18 protein-coding genes are annotated in these 18,217 nt (G+C 65.4%); 2 read left to right on the forward strand and 16 right to left on the reverse strand.

The genetic code is table 11. From position 1 onward, the window contains the following. Positions 1-167 precede the first annotated feature (167 nt). The 3 genes from BFF94_RS27000 to BFF94_RS27010 are packed head-to-tail and all read right to left on the reverse strand — an operon-like array spanning position 168 to position 2,669. Positions 168-962, reverse strand: a complete 795-nt coding sequence (locus BFF94_RS27000) for a MetQ/NlpA family ABC transporter substrate-binding protein (protein WP_128846108.1) — start codon at positions 960-962, stop codon at positions 168-170. 29 nt (positions 963-991) lie between these two features. Continuing rightward, complete coding sequence (locus tag BFF94_RS27005) at positions 992-1,645, reverse strand: methionine ABC transporter permease (RefSeq protein ID WP_122166924.1); 654 nt, start codon at positions 1,643-1,645, stop codon at positions 992-994. Then, complete coding sequence (locus BFF94_RS27010; protein ID WP_128846104.1) at positions 1,635-2,669, reverse strand: methionine ABC transporter ATP-binding protein; 1,035 nt, start codon at positions 2,667-2,669, stop codon at positions 1,635-1,637. The genes BFF94_RS27005 and BFF94_RS27010 overlap by 11 nt, the downstream gene beginning before the upstream one ends. Before the next feature lie 219 nt (positions 2,670-2,888). Between BFF94_RS27010 and BFF94_RS27015 the strand changes: the two genes are divergently transcribed. Further along, on the forward strand, positions 2,889-3,809 hold the full coding sequence (locus tag BFF94_RS27015; protein ID WP_128846100.1) for an alpha/beta hydrolase: 921 nt from the start codon (positions 2,889-2,891) through the stop codon (positions 3,807-3,809). 23 nt (positions 3,810-3,832) lie between these two features. Here BFF94_RS27015 and BFF94_RS27020 read toward each other — a convergent pair whose 3' ends face one another. Further along, complete coding sequence (locus BFF94_RS27020) at positions 3,833-4,756, reverse strand: histone deacetylase family protein (RefSeq protein ID WP_006750743.1); 924 nt, start codon at positions 4,754-4,756, stop codon at positions 3,833-3,835. 169 nt (positions 4,757-4,925) lie between these two features. Between BFF94_RS27020 and mltB the strand changes: the two genes are divergently transcribed. Beyond that, positions 4,926-6,143: a lytic murein transglycosylase B gene (mltB, locus tag BFF94_RS27025; protein ID WP_372454333.1), complete on the forward strand. Its 1,218-nt coding sequence runs from the start codon at positions 4,926-4,928 to the stop codon at positions 6,141-6,143. A gap of 78 nt (positions 6,144-6,221) precedes the next feature. Here mltB and cysM read toward each other — a convergent pair whose 3' ends face one another. The 12 genes from cysM to BFF94_RS27085 form a co-directional block, all read right to left on the reverse strand. Beyond that, positions 6,222-7,124: a cysteine synthase CysM gene (gene cysM / locus BFF94_RS27030; protein WP_128846095.1), complete on the reverse strand. Its 903-nt coding sequence runs from the start codon at positions 7,122-7,124 to the stop codon at positions 6,222-6,224. A gap of 213 nt (positions 7,125-7,337) precedes the next feature. Continuing rightward, positions 7,338-7,682: a ComEA family DNA-binding protein gene (locus tag BFF94_RS27035; RefSeq protein WP_128846093.1), complete on the reverse strand. Its 345-nt coding sequence runs from the start codon at positions 7,680-7,682 to the stop codon at positions 7,338-7,340. Between the two features lie 74 nt (positions 7,683-7,756). After that, a complete protein-coding gene (gene rfaD, locus BFF94_RS27040) occupies positions 7,757-8,749 on the reverse strand; it encodes an ADP-glyceromanno-heptose 6-epimerase (protein ID WP_128846090.1) in 993 nt (330 codons plus the stop codon). Positions 8,750-8,812: 63 nt separating this feature from the next. After that, positions 8,813-9,763, reverse strand: a complete 951-nt coding sequence (rfaE1, locus tag BFF94_RS27045; RefSeq protein WP_128846087.1) for a D-glycero-beta-D-manno-heptose-7-phosphate kinase — start codon at positions 9,761-9,763, stop codon at positions 8,813-8,815. A 7-nt stretch (positions 9,764-9,770) separates the two neighbouring features. Next, positions 9,771-11,171 carry a UDP-glucose dehydrogenase family protein gene (locus tag BFF94_RS27050; protein WP_128846085.1) on the reverse strand — a complete coding sequence of 467 codons (1,401 nt, stop codon included), beginning with the start codon at positions 11,169-11,171 and terminating at the stop codon, positions 9,771-9,773. A gap of 90 nt (positions 11,172-11,261) precedes the next feature. Next, on the reverse strand, positions 11,262-12,434 hold the full coding sequence (lapB, locus tag BFF94_RS27055; protein ID WP_128846082.1) for a lipopolysaccharide assembly protein LapB: 1,173 nt from the start codon (positions 12,432-12,434) through the stop codon (positions 11,262-11,264). 53 nt (positions 12,435-12,487) lie between these two features. Next, positions 12,488-12,781, reverse strand: a complete 294-nt coding sequence (locus BFF94_RS27060) for a lipopolysaccharide assembly protein LapA domain-containing protein (protein ID WP_128846080.1) — start codon at positions 12,779-12,781, stop codon at positions 12,488-12,490. A gap of 210 nt (positions 12,782-12,991) precedes the next feature. Next, positions 12,992-13,315 (reverse strand): integration host factor subunit beta, encoded by a 324-nt coding sequence (locus tag BFF94_RS27065; protein WP_006486894.1) that lies wholly within the window; start codon positions 13,313-13,315, stop codon positions 12,992-12,994. 22 nt (positions 13,316-13,337) lie between these two features. Next, positions 13,338-15,050 carry a 30S ribosomal protein S1 gene (gene rpsA, locus BFF94_RS27070; RefSeq protein WP_128846076.1) on the reverse strand — a complete coding sequence of 571 codons (1,713 nt, stop codon included), beginning with the start codon at positions 15,048-15,050 and terminating at the stop codon, positions 13,338-13,340. 142 nt (positions 15,051-15,192) lie between these two features. Then, positions 15,193-15,879, reverse strand: coding sequence for a (d)CMP kinase (cmk, locus tag BFF94_RS27075; RefSeq protein WP_128846074.1), 687 nt, complete (start codon positions 15,877-15,879; stop codon positions 15,193-15,195). Positions 15,880-15,892: 13 nt separating this feature from the next. Continuing rightward, positions 15,893-17,197 carry a 3-phosphoshikimate 1-carboxyvinyltransferase gene (gene aroA / locus BFF94_RS27080; protein WP_128846071.1) on the reverse strand — a complete coding sequence of 435 codons (1,305 nt, stop codon included), beginning with the start codon at positions 17,195-17,197 and terminating at the stop codon, positions 15,893-15,895. A gap of 13 nt (positions 17,198-17,210) precedes the next feature. Further along, the gene (locus tag BFF94_RS27085) at positions 17,211-18,137 is read right to left on the reverse strand and encodes a prephenate dehydrogenase (protein ID WP_128846068.1); all 927 of its coding nucleotides are present in this window, start codon (positions 18,135-18,137) and stop codon (positions 17,211-17,213) included. Positions 18,138-18,217: the final 80 nt, after the last annotated feature.

Genomic DNA, 18,217 nt, shown 5'->3' on the forward strand with positions numbered 1-18,217 from the left:
GCGCGGCCAAGCGGACCCAACCATCGTGACTGTCGAGGATACCGCTTCTTGGCGACGCGCCAATGATAGCGAACGATCGTTCTATTTTAAAAGAGAAAAAACCCGGACGCAAAGCCCGGGTTTTCGATCATCAACTCTAATCCCGCCGGGCGCCCGTGCTCCACCCGTTACCAGGCGGCAATGACCGCACCGCCGAACTTGCCTTCAATGAACTGCTTCACGTCGGCCGAATGATAGGCCGCGATCAGTTTCGCGACCCACGGCTTGTTCCGGTCGGCATCGCGAATCGCGAGAATGTTCGCGTACGGACCGTTCGGGCCCTCGATCGCGATCGCGTCCTGTTTCGGTTTCAACCCCGCTTCCATCGCGTAGTTGGTATTGATCGCGGCCGCGTCGACATCGCCGAGCGAGCGCGGAATCTGCGCCGCATCGAGTTCGACGATCTTCAGCTTGCGCGGATTGTCGACGATGTCGAGCGGCGTTGCCTTCAGCCCCGCATCCGCGCGCAGCTTCAGCAGGCCCTGCTTTTGCAGCAACAGCAGCGCCCGGCCGCCGTTGGTCGGATCGTTCGGGACCGCGATGCGCGCGCCCGGCTTCAGTTCGGCCAGCGACTTCACGCGCTTCGAATAGATGCCCATCGGGAACGTCACGGTATCCGCGATCTTGATCAGCTTGTAGCCGCGATCCTTCACCTGCGCCTGCAGATACGGATCGTGCTGGTAGCTGTTCGCGTCGAGGTCGCCCGCCGCGAGCGCGGCGTTCGGCTGCACGTAATCGGAGAATTCGACGATGCGGATCTCGAGGCCGTTCTTCGCCGCGACCTTCTTCACCGCCTCCATGATCTGCGCGTGCGGCCCGCCCGTCACGCCCACCTTGATGGTTTCGGCCTGTGCGTGCGCGCCCGCGAACAGCGCGGCCGCGCCCAGTGCCGCCGCAAACTTCAATATGAAGCGTCGTTGCATCGTGTCTCCCCTAACGGATCAGTTGCTTCTTATTTGTGGCTCAGCCGGCGGACGAGCCAGTCGCCGAACGACTGCACGATCTGCACGAACACGATCAGGATCGCAACCACCGTCCACATCACTTCCGGCAGATAGCGCTGGTAACCGTAGCGGATCCCGAGATCGCCGAGCCCGCCGCCGCCGATCGCACCCGCCATCGCCGAATAGCCGACCAGCGACACGAACGTGATCGTCAGGCCCGCGACGACGCCCGGCAGCGATTCGGGCAGCAGCACCTTGAATACGATCTGCGACGTGGTCGCGCCCATCGATTGCGCGGCCTCGATCAGCCCCCGGTCGACTTCGCGCAACGCCGTCTCGACGAGACGCGCGACGAACGGAGCGGCCGCGAGCGTCAGCGGCACGACCGCCGCGGCCGTGCCGATCGACGAACCCGTGACGAGACGCGTGAACGGAATCACCGCGACCAGCAGGATGATGAACGGCGTCGAGCGGACGGCATTCACGATGCCGCCGAGCACGCGATTCACGGCGAGGTTCTGCAGCACGCCCTGGCGGTCGGTCAGGTAAAGCAGCACGCCGAGCGGCAGGCCGACGAGCGCGCCGACCGCCCCGGAGATGCCGACCATGATCAGCGTCTCCCAGAACGACTGCACGAACATATCGAACATCTCACTCAACATACGAAAGCTCCTCTACCACCACGCCTTGCTCGCGCAGAAACGCGAGCGCCTGCCCGACCTTGCCCGGCTCGCCTCCGGCCAGCACCGCGAGCGAACCGAATGCCTGCCCCTGGATCTCGTCGATCTGGCCATGCAGGATGTTGAAATCGAGTTCGTACCGGCGGATCGTCTCCGACAGGATCGGCTGGTCGACGCCCGAGCCCGTGAACGCGAGCCGCAGCAGATGCCCGCTGCCCGTCTTCAGCCGCTCGGCCACGCGCGCCTTCAGCGCGGGCGGCAGTTCCTGCGCGATCACGTCGCCGATCAGCGCGCGGGTCACTTCGTGATGCGGCTGCAGGAACACGTCGATCACGCGGCCTTCCTCGACCACACGCCCCGCATCGAGCACCGCGACGCGATCGCACACCTGCTTGATCACTTCCATCTGGTGCGTAATCAGCACGATCGTCAGGCCGAGCTCGCGGTTGATGCGCTTCAGCAAATCGAGGATCGAACGCGTGGTCTCGGGGTCGAGCGCGGACGTGGCTTCGTCGGACAGCAGCACCTTCGGCTGGCTCGCCAGCGCGCGGGCGATGCCGACACGCTGCTTCTGTCCGCCGCTGATCTGCGCCGGATAACGATCCTTCTGCGCGGACAGCCCGACGAGGTCGAGCAGCGGCAGCACGGCGGCCTCGATATCGGCACGGCTTGCGCCGGCCAGCTCGAGCGGCAGCGCGACGTTGTCGAATACCGTGCGCGACGACAGCAGGTTGAAGTGCTGGAAAATCATGCCGATCTCGCGGCGTGCCTCGCGCAGCGCGCCTGCCGGCAGCAGCGTCAGATCGCGCCCGCCGACGACGACATTGCCTTCGGTCGGCCGCGTGAGCAGGTTGATGGTGCGCACGAGCGTGCTCTTGCCGGCGCCGCTTCGGCCGATGATGCCGAACACCTCGCCCTGCGGGATCGTCAGGTTGACGTTGTGCAGCGCTTCGACCCAGCCGCTCGGCCCGGGGAAGCGCTGCGAAAGATTGCGTAATTCGATCATGTAAACAAAACGGCGGCCGGCTGGCGAGTTGGCCCGCCAGTCAGCCGCCGATGCATCTGGAATAGCCGGCGATTTTACCGCAAACCCCTCATTCCCCTTAATAATCGATTTCGATCTTTTCATAACTACACGAAATTAGAGGATCGCCGCTGGCCCGCCACGGGAATGCCGCGACTATGATCCCGGAACATGCATGCCAACGAACAGGGGACACGCCAGATGACCGCCACCACTACGCCGGCCGCCGCACCCGCCACCGCCGGACCGGCGCATTCGCCGCCGCCCGCGCCGAAAATGGGCCGGCGGCGTACTGCGGACGGGCTCGAGCTGGCGTCGTACCGCTGGCCGGCCGGCGACGGCGCGGCGCCGCCGCGCGCAACGATCGCGCTCGTACACGGCCTCGCCGAACACGCAGGCCGCTATGCCGCACTGGCCGGCCGGCTGAACGCGGCCGGCATCGACGTGCTCGCGATCGATCTGCGCGGGCACGGTCAGTCGCCCGGCAAGCGCGCCTGGGTCGAGCGTTTCGATGGCTACCTGAACGATGCGGATGCGCTGGTCGCCGAAGCAGCGCGCGGCAATTCGCCGCTGTTCCTGATGGGACACAGCATGGGCGGCGCGGTCGCGGCGCTGTACGCGATCGAACGCGCACCGGCCCGCGGTCATGCCCTGACGGGCCTCGTACTGTCGAGCCCGGCGCTCGCGCCGGGGCGTGACGTGCCGCGCTGGATGCTCGCGGTGAGCCGCGTCATCAGCCGCGTATGGCCGACCTTCCCCGCGATCAAAATCGATGCAGCGTTACTGTCGCGCGATCCAGCCATCGTCGCGGCCAATCGCGCCGATCCGCTCGTGCATCACGGCGCGGTGCCCGCGCGCACCGGCGCGGAAATTCTCGACGCGATGGCGCGCATCGAAAGTGGCCGCGGCGCGCTGCGCATACCGGTGCTCGTCTATCACGGCACCGAGGACAAGCTGACCGAGCCCGACGGCAGCCGCGCGTTCGGCGCGCGCGTCGGCTCGCCCGATCGTACGCTGACGCTATACGAAGGCGGCTTCCACGAAACGATGAACGATCTCGAACGCGATCGCGTGATCGACGCGCTGATCGCGTGGATTCACGCGCGCGTGCCGGCGCGCTAAGCGTGCGCGGCCCGGCCGGCCAATCAGATGCCGGCCAGTACGCGCAGGTGCGCGACGACGCTGCGCCCGAGCGCGGACAGGTTGTAGCCGCCCTCGAGGCAGCTCACGATGCGGCCCTGCGCATGACGCCGCGCCACATCGACGACCTGCGCGGTCAGCCATTCGAAGTCGGCTTCGACCAGGCCGAGGTTGCCGATGTCGTCCTCGCGATGCGCATCGAAGCCGGCCGACACGAACAGCATCTGCGGCTTGAATGCGTCGAGACGCGGCAGCCAGAACATGTCGACGGCTTCGCGGATCGCCATCCCGTTGCTGCGCGCGGGCATCGGCAGATTGACCATGTTCGGCGCCTGGTGATCGGCGCCCGAGAACGGGTACAGCGGATGCTGGAAGAAGCTGCACATCAGCACGCGCTCGTCGTTCGCGAACGCAGCCTCGGTGCCGTTGCCGTGGTGCACGTCGAAATCGATGATCGCGACACGCTCGATACCGTGTACGTCGAGCGCATGCCGCGCGGCGATCGCGACGTTGTTGAAGAAGCAGAAACCCATCGCGCGCGCGGGCTCCGCATGATGGCCGGGCGGACGCACGCTGCAGAACGCATTCGCGTAGCGGCCTTCGATCACCGCATCGGTCGCCGCGATCGCGGCGCCAGCCGCGCGCAGTGCCGCGCGCCACGTGTCGCGGTTCATCAGCGTATCGGGATCGATCTCGACGTAGCCGTCGACCGGCGTCATGCTCCGGATGTAGTCGATGTGCGCCTGCGTATGCACACGGCCCAGCGCCACCTCGCTCGCGAACGGCGCGGTTTCATGCACGATCAGGTCGTCGATGCGGCTCGCAATCAGTTGATCCTGGATCGCCGACAAGCGGGCCGGGCATTCCGGATGCCATTCCCCCATCTCGTGCAGCATGCAGTCGGGGTGCGTATAGAAAGCGGTTGCCATAAGCTGTCATCCGCGGCGCACGGTGCGCCACAGGTCTCCATCAATGATGTCCATCGTCTGCCGCGAATTCGCCGCTAACTTACCACAACGGGGGCCGGATACGCCCCGGCGTGCCGGATCCGTCGGGTATACTGCGCCGAACACAATCGCCCAGTCCGCCCGCTTCGACATGAATTCCAGCAAGCCTGCCGCCCTTCTCTCCGCGCTGTTCCGCTTTCGCGTTCCGCTCGTTGCAGCCGCCGTCGCCGCAGCCCTTGGCACCGCGCCCGCCGGCGCGCAGATGCAGCCCGCGAAGCCCGCCGGCACGCTCGTCGCTCAGGCCCAGCCGCAGCAACCGGCGCCGCAAGGCCAGACCTTCGAAGAGGAGATTGTTCCGCAGCGTTACGCGAACAACGCGAAGGTCGATGCGTTCATCGACGAGATGGTGAGCCGCAACGGCTTCGACTCCACAAGCCTGCATGCGCTGTTCTCTCGCATCAGCTATTCGGCAACGGCCGTCAAGCTCGTGAGGCCCGCCCCGTCGCCAACGGTCAAGAACTGGCGCGTCTATCGCTCGCGCTTCATCGAGCCGATCCGCATCAACGCGGGCGTGAAGTTCTGGAAGGCGAACCAGGCGACGCTGCAGCGCGCATCCGAGCAGTTCGGCGTGCCGCCGGAGGTGATCGTCGGCATCATCGGCGTCGAGACGATCTATGGCCGCTACATGGGCAATTTCCGCGTGCTCGACGCGCTGACGACGCTCACGTTCGACTACCCGGACACGCCGAATCGCGACAGCCGCCAGGCCACGTTCCGCAAGAACCTCGAGGATTTCCTGGTCTGGACCCGCGACAACCAGCTCGACCCGACCACCGTGCTCGGCTCGTATACGGGCGCGATCGGAATCCCGCAGTTCCTGCCGAGCAGCATCCGCGAATACGCGGTCGACTTCGACGGCACGGGCCATGTCGATCTGCGCAGCAGTCCTGTCGACGCAATCGGCAGCGTCGCGAACTACCTGAAACAGCACGGCTGGGAAACCGACCGCCCGGTGGTCTGGCAGATCACGCCCGATTCGGGCAGCCTGGGCATCGCACAGGCCGCCGCCGACGGCCAGCCCGAACCGCATTGGGCGCTGTCGCAACTGCTGCGCGCGGGCATGACGCTGAACGAGCCGACGGTCAACATCACCGCCGAAGCCGGCACGCCCGTGACCGTGGTCGACCTGCCGTCGCCGGGGCGCGCGACCGAATACATGATCGGGCTCAAGAATTTCTATGTGCTGACGCGCTACAACCGCAGCTTCTTCTACGCACTCACCGTGTACCAGCTCGGCGAGGCCGTGAAGGCACAGATGGAAGCAAGCGGCGCACTTCAGCCGGCCGCCACCGAAACGCAGTCGCAGTAAGCACCGACCGCCCAAAGAAAAAGCGCCGCACAAGCGGCGCTTTTTTTTCGCATGCGCGCAGCGCACACCAACCCGCGCTCAGGCGGGAAACACGCCCGTAGACAGGTAGCGGTCGCCGCGATCGCAGACGATGAACACGATCGTCGCATTCTCGACCTGACGCGCGATGCGCATCGCGACTTCGCATGCGCCGCCCGACGAAATGCCCGCGAAGATGCCTTCGACCACCGCGAGCCGGCGCGCCATCGTTTCCGATGCGGCCTGGCTCACGTTCTCGACACGGTCGACGCGGGTGCGATCGAAGATCGTCGGCAGATAGGCTTCCGGCCACTTGCGGATGCCCGGAATGCGCGAACCGTCTTCCGGCTGCGCACCGACGATCTCGATTGCCTGATTCTGCTCCTTCAGATACCGCGACACGCCCATGATCGTGCCGGTCGTGCCCATCGCCGACACGAAGTGCGTAACGCGCCCGTCGGTGTCGCGCCAGATCTCCGGGCCGGTCGCTTCGTAGTGCGCGACGGGATTGTCGGGATTCGCGAACTGATCGAGGATCACGCCCTTGCCTTCGCGCTGCATCTGGTCGGCAAGGTCGCGCGCCAGTTCCATCCCGCCCTTCACCGGCGTCAGGATGATTTCGGCGCCGTAAGCGGCCATGCTCTGGCGGCGCTCGACCGACAGGTCCTCCGGCATGATCAGCACCATCTTGTAGCCGCGGATCGCCGCTGCCATCGCGAGCGCGATGCCCGTGTTGCCGCTCGTCGCCTCGATCAGCGTATCGCCCGGCTTGATGCGCCCGCGCGCCTCGGCCTTGCTGATCATCGACAGCGCCGGGCGATCCTTGACGGAACCGGCCGGATTGTTGCCTTCGAGCTTCGCGAGCACCACGTTGTTGCGCGCGCGGATCTCGTCGTCCGGCAAGCGGACCAGTTGCACGAGCGGCGTATTGCCGATCGTGTCTTCGATAGTTTTGTAAGCCATGGATATACCGTGAGTACGAGGCCGATCAATCGATCGATTGTAAACCAGCACCGCTGCTCGCGCCGGCAACCCCTTTACGACGAAGGAATACGCATGCCGCCTGATTCGCGATCGCAGCACACGCGGCCCCACGCAAAAAACCCGCGGCATGCCGCGGGAAGCCGTCGCAACGACGGCGGCTGAAGGAGCCCTTGATCGGTCGCGCGCGATGCGTTACTTCTGCGCGGTGCGGGCCGGTGCGGCGGCAGGCTTCGCTGCCGCCGGCTTGCCTGCTGCCAACGGAGTCGTGCCCGTGCCGGTCGTACCTATCGTCAGCCCTTCCTGCTGCAGTCGCTCGACGGTATGCCCACCCATGCCCTTCACGCGCGACGCGAGATCGTCCGCATTCCTGAACGGACCGCGTGCGCCACGCTCGTCGAGAATCGCCTTCGCCCGCGCCGGGCCGATGCCCTTGATGCCGACGAGCGCATCCTCGTTCGCGGTGTTGACGTCCACGGCCGCCCAGGCCGACGCAACGGCGCCGAGCATGACCGCTGCGGCAAACCATTTCCTGATCATGTACTGGATCTCCGAAGAAAAACGGCCGGCGGCTGCCGACCGTGAGACCCAGTCTATCGATGCAACGCTTACGTTTAAACCTGGCCGGATAGCCAACGAACGTAGCGGTCGACGCCTTCCTGCACAGTCAGGAACGGTGCGTCGTAACCGGCCGCGCGCAGTTTCGTCTGGTCGGCCTGCGTGAAGCACTGGTACTTGCCGCGCAACGCGTCGGGGAACGGCACGTATTCGATCAGCCCCTGCTCGACCTGCTGCGCAAGCGTCAGCGGCGGCAGGTTGTCGAGCGCGCGCAGCGTGTTCACGACCGTCGACGCGATATCGTTGAACGGTTGCGCACGGCCCGTGCCGAGGTTGAAGATGCCCGACTTCTCCGGATGATCGAAGAAGAACAGGTTCACCTTCGTCACGTCCTCGACCGACACGAAGTCACGCGTCTGCTCGCCCGGTGCATAGCCGTTGTACTCGCCGAACAGCTTCACCTTGCCTTCCGCGCGGAACTGGTTGAAGTTGTGGAACGCAACCGACGCCATGCGCCCCTTGTGCGTTTCGCGCGGGCCATACACGTTGAAATAGCGGAAGCCGGCGATCTGGCTCTTCGCGTTCGGCAGCACGCGACGGATCACCTGGTCGAACAGGAACTTCGAATAGCCGTAGACGTTCAGCGGTGCCTCGACGTCACGCTCCTCGACGAAACGCGTCGAGCCGCCGTAGATCGCGGCCGACGACGCGTACAGGAACTGCGTGCCCTGTGCGAGGCATGCATCGAGCACCGCGCGGCTGTAGCGGAAGTTGTTGTCCATCATGTAGCGGCCGTCGGTTTCCATCGTGTCCGAACAAGCGCCTTCGTGGAACACCGCACGCACCTTGCCGAAATCGCCGCGCGCGAAGCGTTCGACGAATTCCGTCTTGTCGAGATAGTCGTCGATCTCGCAATCGACGAGATTCCGGAACTTGTCCGCGCGCGTCAGGTTGTCGACCGCGATGATGCGCGTCTCGCCGCGCTCGTTGAGCGCCTTGACGATGTTCGCGCCGATAAAACCGGCTGCGCCGGTGACGATGAGGGTCATGATCGTCCTGCCTGAAAAATGCGAGCCACGCGTGCGGCGCGCTCGTCGCGCCGCCGAATGCGCTCAGTGAAACAGTTCGTCGTAGTCCACCGTGGCCGTGCCGAGCTTGCCGACCACGATACCTGCTGCGCGATTCGCGAGCACGACGGCGTCGTCGAGCGATACGCCTGCGCCGAGCATCGTCGCGACCGTCGCGATCACGGTATCGCCCGCGCCCGACACGTCGAACACCTCGCGCGCGAGCGCCGGTGCATGCAGCTCGCCGGTGGCGGAAAAAAGCGTCATTCCCTCTTCCGAACGCGTGAGCAGCAGCGCGTCGATGCCGAGTTCCGCACGCAGCTTCGCGACACGCGCGCGCAGATCGTCTTCCGATTTCCACTGCCCGACCACTTCGCGCAATTCCGCGCGATTCGGCGTGATCAGCGACGCGCCGCGGTAGCGTGCCCAGTCGTCGCCTTTCGGGTCGACGAGGACAGACTTGCCGGCTGCACGCGCCTTCTCGATCATCGTCGTGACGTGTGTCAGGCCGCCTTTCGCGTAATCCGACATCAGCACGACATCGTGCTGCGGCAGCAGCGCGTCGAAGCGCGCGAGCCCCGCGAGCAGCACCTCGTGCGTCGGCATCGCCTCGAAGTCGACGCGCAGCAGTTGCTGCTGGCGCGCGAGCACACGCAGCTTGATCGTGGTCGGCAATGCCGGGTCGCGCTCGAGATGAGGCGTCACGCCGCTGCTGCCGAGCAGCTCGACGATCCGCTCGCCGGGTTCGTCGCAACCGACGACGCACAGCAACCCGGCCTGGCCGCCGAGCGTCACGGCATTGCGCGCGACGTTCGCCGCGCCGCCGAGCCGCTCTTCCTGACGCTGCACATGCACGACCGGGACGGGCGCTTCCGGCGAAATGCGATCGACGTTGCCGAACCAGTAACGGTCGAGCATCACGTCGCCGACGACAAGCACGCGCGAGCGCGCGAGTTGCGCACGCGGCACCGGAACGACTTCGCGGAGAGTATTCATCGTGCGGTCAGCCCCGGGAGGACGACTGGGGATCGACATACGGCCGTCCGATCGCGTAGTAGTCGATGCCCAGTTCGGCCATCGCGTCCGGCTCGTACAGGTTGCGCCCGTCGAAGATCACCGGCGCCTTCAGTTCGGCCTTCAGGCGCGTGAAATCGGGGCTCCGGAATTCCTTCCATTCGGTCACGATCACGAGCGCGTCCGCGCCGGTCACGGCAATGTCCTGCGTATCGACGAGATGCAGCCGCGCCAGCGCGTCCGAATCGTCGCCGAAATCCAGTTCGAACACGCGCCGCGCCTCGTCGACCGCGACCGGATCGTACGCGCGCACGGTCGCGCCGCGTTCGAGCAGCGCAGCGATCAGGCGACGGCTCGGCGCCTCGCGCATGTCATCGGTGTTCGGCTTGAACGCCAGGCCCCAGACCGCGAACTCGCGGCCGGTCAGGTCGGCGCCGAAGCGCTGCTCGATCTTGCCGATCAGCACGTCCTTCTGTGCGTGGTTGGCCGCCTCGACGGCCTCCAGGATGCGCAGCGGCTGGCCGTTCTCACCGGCGGTGCGAATCAGCGCCTGCACGTCCTTCGGGAAGCACGAGCCGCCGTAGCCGACGCCCGCGTACAGGAAGTGATAGCCGATGCGCGGATCGGAGCCGATCCCGCGACGCACGGCCTCGATGTCGGCGCCGACCTTGTCGGCGAGGTTCGACATCTCGTTCATGAACGAGATGCGCGTCGCGAGCATCGCATTCGCCGCATATTTCGCGAATTCGGCCGAACGCACGTCCATGTAGATCGTGCGCTCGTGGTTACGGTTGAACGGCGCGTAAAGCTTCTTCATCTTCTCGCGCGCGATCGTGCCCGTCTCGTCGTGGTCGACGCCGATGATGATCCGGTCCGGACGCATGAAGTCTTCGACCGCGGCGCCCTCCTTCAGGAACTCCGGGTTCGACACGACCGAGAAGCGATGCGCGACGCTGCCCGCAAGCCCGCGTGCGGCAAGCGCCTCGTCGACCACGCCGCGCACGCGTTGCGCGGTGCCGACCGGCACCGTCGACTTGTCGACGATCACCTTGAAGCCCGTCATGTGGCGGCCGATGTTGCGTGCGGCCTCGAGCACGTACTGCAGGTCGGCCGAGCCGTCCTCGTCGGGCGGCGTGCCGACCGCGATGAACTGGATCTCGCCGTGCGCGACGCTCGCCACGATGTCGGTCGAGAAGCGCAGGCGTCCCGCCGCGCGGTTGCGCGCGATGATGTCCAGCAGCCCCGGTTCGTGAATCGGCATTCCGCCGTTGTTCAGGATATCGATCTTGCGCTGATCGACGTCGAGACAGAAGACGTCGTGACCGATCTCCGCGAGGCAGGCGCCCGTGACGAGACCGACATAGCCGGTGCCGATGATGGTGATTTTCATAGATGTTCCGGTACTTCCCGGTAATTGACTAACTTGGCCGCCGGGACGAACCCGACGGCAACCGCAGCGCGTTGGCTCCGCGTGCCGGGATCAGCCCGGCATCGCAGGTTCGACGCGGCGCGGCGCATAGGTTTCCCAGCCGCTGCATCCGGGGCACTGCCAGTAGAAAAGCCGTGCCCGGAAACCGCAATTCTGGCACGTATACCGTGGCAGATTTTTCGTGCGCTGCTTGATCAGCGCACGCATCATTTCAAGTTCCTTACGACGCGGTTCGTCGGCCGCAGCGATCTGCGCATCGAGCAGGTGCAGCATCCCCGACAGATTCGGCGACTTCTCCATCTGCGTGCGCGCGAGCGTGTGCGCCGCGTCCTGGCCGCGCAACCCCGCGATGTGCTGATACGCGATGTCGAGCAGGTCGTTCGACGGATAACGGTCGATATACCCCATCAGCAGCTCGGCGCCGTCGACGTTCTTGCCAAGCGCGACATAGGCCTTCATCAGCTTGTCGGCGACGAGCGGCAGATACGCCGGATTCTGCGCTTCGACGCGCTTCCAGTGCTCGATTGCAGCTGCGTGGTTGCCCTCCGCCGCCGCGGCATCGCCGGACAGGATAGTCGCGCGAACGTTCTGCGGGTTCACGGCCAGTGCGAGCCGCAACTGTTCAGCGGCCACGGCCGCGTTCTTGCGCTGCAACGCGTCCTGCGCGAGTTCGCAGTGAAACTGCGCGATTTCGGTGCCGAGCGGTTTGTCGCTCATCGACTCGATGCGCTTCGCGGTATCGATCGACTTGTTCCAGTCCTTCTCGATCTCGTAGATCGTCAGCAGCGCCCGCTGTGCGCCGAGCGCGTAGTCGCCGTCGGCGAGCTTGTGGAACGCCTCCTCCGCGCGATCGAGCAGGCCGGCTTTCAGGAAATCCTGCCCGAGTTCATACAGCGCGTGGTCGCGCTCGTTGACCGGCAGGTCCGTACGGCTCAGCAGGTTCTGGTGCACGCGGATCGCACGGTCGGTTTCGCCGCGGCGGCGAAACAGGTTGCCGAGCGCGAAGTGCAGCTCGACCGTCTCGGGATCGAGCTTGGCGACCTCGATGAACGCGTCGATCGCCTTGTCGGGTTGTTCGTTCAACAGAAAATTCAGGCCGCGGAAATACGACCGCGGCAGGTTGGCACTCTCCGACAGGAGATTCTTCAGGTCATAGCGTGACGCCGCCCAACCGAGCGCGAACGCGACCGGAATCGCGAGCAACCACCAGAAATCCAGATCCATGCGAAATATCGAAGCAGAGACGAAAACCGCGCGATTATCGCGCGGCGTCCGTGTTAAATGACGGGCGGCATCGGCGGTTGGTCGACGACGGCCGGCGTTTCGCGCGCCGCGCGCAGATCGCGCTTCAGGCGCCCGGTCTCGAGGCGCAGGCGGAAGATCGAAGGCAGCGCGGACAGCAAGCCGGCCAGCAGCCCCACGGCGAAGAACGCGAGGCCGATCAGGATCAGCGGCGCTTGCCATGCGTAGCCGGCAACGAAATTCAGCGTCGCGGTTTGCGTATTGGCCAGCGCAAGCACCAGCAGCAGGACGAACACCAATACCCGGATCAGCCAGACGATAAACTTCATGAAGCCCTCTCTTTGTTGAGGTTTGCTGCGGCGCGCGACTCCCCTTCGTCGCACCGAATCGACCCGTATTGTAAAGGAAGCGTTTCCGCGGCTGCGCACATCCTGTGCGCGCCTGTTGCCCTACGGTCGCCGGAAATGAAAAAAGCGCCCGCAAGGGGCGCTTTTCTCTTCAGCCTTCGCCGGACGGATTCCGGGCAGACCGAACGACGCTCAACGCTCGTCGTCCGGGTCGTCAGCCTTCAGCGGTTCACCGGCACGGCCGTCGACGCGTTCACGCAACTCCTTGCCAGGCTTGAAGTGCGGCACGAACTTCTCGGGCACCTGCACTTTCTCCCCTGACTTCGGGTTGCGTCCGACGCGCGCCGGGCGACGGTTGAGGCCAAAGCTGCCGAAACCCCGAATTTCGATACGATGCCCTTTCGCCAGGGCGTCAGACATCGCATCGAGCATCGTTTTCACCGCGAAATCCGCATCCTTGAGGACAAGTTGCGGAAATCGCGATGCCAGCTGCGCGACCAACTCGGATTTGGTCATACTTCAGCAGACCTCGTAAGGCTTACTGGTTCTGGCCGTCGAGCTTCGCCTTCAGCAGCGCGCCGAGGTTGGTCGTACCGGTCGCAGCGGAGCTGGTGTCGGCTTGCAGGCCGCGGATCGCTTCCTGTTGCTCGGCCGAATCCTTCGCCTTGATCGACAGGTTGATGCCGCGCGACTTGCGATCGATGTTGATCACCATCGCGTTGACCTTGTCGCCTTCCTTCAGCACGTTGCGTGCATCTTCGACGCGATCCTGCGCAATTTCCGATGCGCGCAGGTAGCCTTCGATGTCGCCCGTCAGCGTGATGACCGCACCCTTCGCATCGACCGTCTTCACAACGCCGTCGACGATCGAGCCCTTGTCGTTCATTGCAACGTAGTTGCTGAACGGGTCGCCTTCGAGTTGCTTGATGCCGAGCGAAATGCGCTCCTTCTCGACGTCGATACCGAGCACGATTGCTTCGACTTCGTCGCCCTTCTTGTACTTGCGAACGGCTTCCTCGCCGGTTTCGCTCCACGACAGGTCCGACAGGTGGACCAGGCCGTCGATGCCGCCCGGCAGACCGATGAACACGCCGAAGTCGGTGATCGACTTGATTGCGCCCGTGATCTTGTCGCCCTTCTTGAAGTTGCGGCTGAAGTCATCCCACGGATTCGGCTTGCACTGCTTCATGCCGAGGCTGATACGACGACGGTCTTCGTCGATCTCGAGGACCATGACTTCGACTTCGTCGCCCAGCTGGACAACCTTCGACGGAGCAACGTTCTTGTTGGTCCAGTCCATTTCCGACACGTGAACCAGGCCTTCGATGCCCGATTCCACTTCGACGAATGCGCCGTAGTCGGTGATGTTCGTGACCTTGCCGAACAGGCGCGTGCCCGACGGGTAACGGCGCGAGATGCCTTCCCACGGATCGTCGCCCAGTTGCTTGATGCCCAGCGAGACGCGGTTCTTCTCTTGGTCGAACTTGAGGATCTTCGCGGTGACTTCCTGGCCAACCGACAGGACTTCGCTCGGGTGACGCACACGACGCCATGCGATGTCGGTGATGTGCAGCAGGCCGTCGATGCCGCCGAGGTCCACGAACGCGCCGTAGTCGGTGATGTTCTTGACCACGCCGTTGACGATCGCGCCTTCCTTCAGCGTCTCGAGCAGCTTCGCGCGCTCTTCGCCCTGGGTTGCTTCGATCACTGCACGGCGCGACAGCACGACGTTGTTACGCTTGCGATCGAGCTTGATCACGCGGAACTCGAGCGTCTTGCCTTCGTACGGGGTCGTGTCCTTGACCGGACGCGTGTCGACCAGCGAACCCGGCAGGAACGCGCGGATGCCGTTGACCATCACGGTCATGCCGCCCTTCACCTTGCCGGTGATCGTGCCGGTGACGAGTTCGTTGTTGTCGAGAGCCTTTTCCAGCGACAGCCACGATGCAAGGCGCTTCGCCTTGTCACGCGACAGGATCGTGTCGCCATAGCCGTTTTCGAGTGCGTCGATCGCGACGGACACGAAATCGCCCGACTGCACCTCAACCTCGCCCTGATCGTTCAGGAATTCCTCGATCGGAATGTAAGCCTCGGACTTGAGGCCTGCATTGACGACCACGAAGTTGTGGTCGACGCGCACGACTTCGGCGGAAATCACTTCGCCGGCGCGCATGTCTTGGCGGGTCAGCGACTCTTCGAACAGAGCCGCAAAGGATTCGGTATTCGGGTTGGAGGTTTGCAGGTCGGACATAAAAATCTGATAGTGCATGGATCGCTGTGCCACGCCGGCCGGATTGGCAGGCTGAAAGGGCCAGATCGAAGTCCACACGGGGTTAAGGGTTCGAAACACGCTCCGCGCTTGCGACGCGGCGCACCTACCGCTGCCCGCCTTCTCAGGCGGGCTGGCCGAGCGCCCGGTACCACTGCAGCACGCGGTCGACTGCTTCATCGACCGAAAGTGCCGACGTATCGAGCAGTTCGGCATCTGCCGCGGGTTTCAGCGGCGCGGCCGCGCGATTGCTGTCGCGCGCGTCACGTTCACGAAGATCCCGGAGCAAGTCATCTATATTAGCAGAAAAACCTTTTTGCATCAATTGCTTATGGCGTCTGGTCGCGCGTGCCTCGGCGCTGGCCGTCAGGAACACCTTCAGCACGGCGTCCGGGAAGATCACCGTACCCATGTCGCGCCCGTCGGCAACGAGGCCCGGCGTCTTGCGGAACGCGCGCTGGCGCGCGACGAGCGCGGTGCGCACGGGCCCGTGCACGGCAATCGCCGACGCGCGGTTGCCGACCGCCTCGGCGCGGATATCGTTCGACACGTCGACTCCGTCGAGCTGCGCGCAGCCTTCGCGGAACGTGATGTGGAGATCGTCGATCAGCTTCACGAGCGCGTCGATGTCGTCGGCCGCGATGTCGTAACGCATGCTCGCGAGCGCGGCGAGACGGTACAGCGCGCCGCTGTCGAGCAGGTGGAAGCCAAGGTGCGCGGCGACAAGCGCCGCGACGGTGCCCTTGCCGGAAGCGGTCGGGCCATCGATCGTGATGACGGGAGTCGGGTGAAAGGGTCGGGTCGATTTCATCGGAACAGTCGGGTCAGGCTTTGGCGAGCGCGGCGAAGCGGTCGAAATAGTCGGGGAACGTCTTGCCGACGCACTTCGGATCGTTGATCCGCACGGGCACGCCGCCCAGGCTGACGAGCGAGAAGCACATCGCCATCCGGTGATCGTCATACGTATCGATCGCCGCGTGCGGCGTGAGCTTTTCCGGCGGCGTGACGACGAGGTAGTCGGGACCTTCCTCGATGATCGCGCCCACCTTGCGCAGTTCGGTCGCCATCGCGGCGATGCGGTCGGTCTCCTTCACGCGCCAGCTCGCGATGTTGCGCAGCGTGCTCGTACCGTTCGCGAACAGCGCCGCGACCGCGATGGTCATCGCCGCATCGGGGATCAGGTTGAAATCCATGTCGATCGGCTCGAGCTTGCCGTGGTCGTGGCCGATGCCGCGCACGTCGATCCAGTCGTCGCCCATCGTCACGTTCGCGCCCATCTGCATCAGCGCGTTCGCGAACCCGACGTCGCCCTGGATGCTCGCGCGCCCCACACCCTCGACGCGCAGCGGGCCGCCGCCGAGCGCGCCGGCCGCGAGGAAGTACGATGCGGACGACGCGTCGCCCTCGACCATGATCCGCCCCGGCGAGCGGTAGCGGACGCCGGCCGGCACGACGAAGCGCTGCCAGCCGTCGCGCTCGACCGTCACGCCGAAGCGCTCCATCAGCCGAATCGTGATGTCGATGTACGGTTTCGAGATCAGCTCGCCGTCGACTTCGACGACCGTCTTGCCGTCCTTCGCCTTCACGAGCGGCAGCGTCATCAGGAGCGCCGTGAGGAACTGGCTCGACACGTCGCCGCGCACGCGGATCGGCGCATCGATCGAGATCGTCGCGGGCTTGATCCGCAGCGGCGGGTAGCCTTCGCTCAACTCGTAGTCGATCTGCGCGCCGATCTGCCGCAGGCCGTCGACGAGATCGCCGATCGGCCGCTCGTGCATGCGCGGCACGCCGTGCACGCGATAGTCGCCGCCGTTCACCGCGAGCGCGGCGGTCAGCGGCCGCACAGCCGTGCCCGCGTTGCCGAGGAACAGGTCGGCCGTCTTCGCGGTGAACGCACCGCGCGTGCCCGTGACGACGCAGGTGTCGCCGTCGCGCGCGAGTTTCACGCCGAGCTTGCCGAGCGCGTCGAGCATCACCCGCGTGTCGTCGGAGTCGAGCAGATTGGTAATCGTCGTTTCGCCTTCGGCAAGCGCCGCGAGCAGCAGCACACGGTTCGAAATGCTCTTCGAGCCGGGCAGGCGCACGGTGCCCGATGCGCTGGAGTACGGGCCGAGATCGAGATAGTCCATGGGAATCGTCCTGTTATTTCTTGACCGGTTCGGCAGAGGGCTTGCCGCCGCGCTCCTGCCATGCCTTGCGCGCGGCGCGCGAGCGCGTGAACACGGCTTCGAGCGCCGCGCCGTCGCCGGCGTCGATCGCCGCGCGCAGCCGCGTGAGCACGCGCGTGTAGCCGTCGAGTTCGTCGAGCAGCGCCGCGCGGTTCGCGACGCACACGTCGCGCCACATCTCCGGGCTCGACGCCGCGATGCGCGTGAAATCGCGGAAGCCGCCCGCCGCGTACGAAAATTTCAGTTCCGCGTCGGCCTCGCCGAGAATCTGCTCGACGAGCGCGAACGACAGCACGTGCGGCAGATGGCTGATCGACGCAAACACGCGATCGTGCTGCTCGGTGCTCATCATGCGCACGTCGGCGCCGGTCGCGTGCCACATCGCGTCGATCCGCGCGACCGATTCGGGCGCGTTCTCCGGCAACGGGCACAGCACGACGTTGCGGCCGACGTACAGGTCCGGCAACGCGGCCTCGACGCCACTCGACTCTCGGCCGGCAATCGGATGCCCGGGCACGAACTGCGCGATCCGCGCGCCGAGCGCGTCGCGCGCGGCCGCGACGACATCGGACTTGGTGCTGCCCGCATCGGTGACGATCGTTGCGTCGGCGAGCCACGGCGCGATGCGTGCGAGCAACGGGCCTGTCTGCGCGACGGGTGCGGCCAGCAGCACGAGATCGGCACCGGCAAGCGCGTCGCGCAATTGCGCATCGTCATCGAGCGCCGCCGCGCGGTCGATCACGCCGAGCGACAGCGCGCGCTCGACCGACGCACGCGAACGACCCACGCCGACGATCTCGCCCGCGCCGCCCGGCGCGCGTTCTCGCAGCGCACGGGCCAGCGATCCGCCGATCAGGCCGACGCCGAAGATGACCAGTTTGTTGAATGCAAAGCCTGACACGAGAAGAGCCAAGTTACGCGCGCGGAACGACACCCCGCACGCGGAATTCCAGATTCCGGGCAACGGGCGCGCACCCGGCG

Source organism: Burkholderia catarinensis (assembly GCF_001883705.2).
GTDB lineage: Bacteria > Pseudomonadota > Gammaproteobacteria > Burkholderiales > Burkholderiaceae > Burkholderia > Burkholderia catarinensis.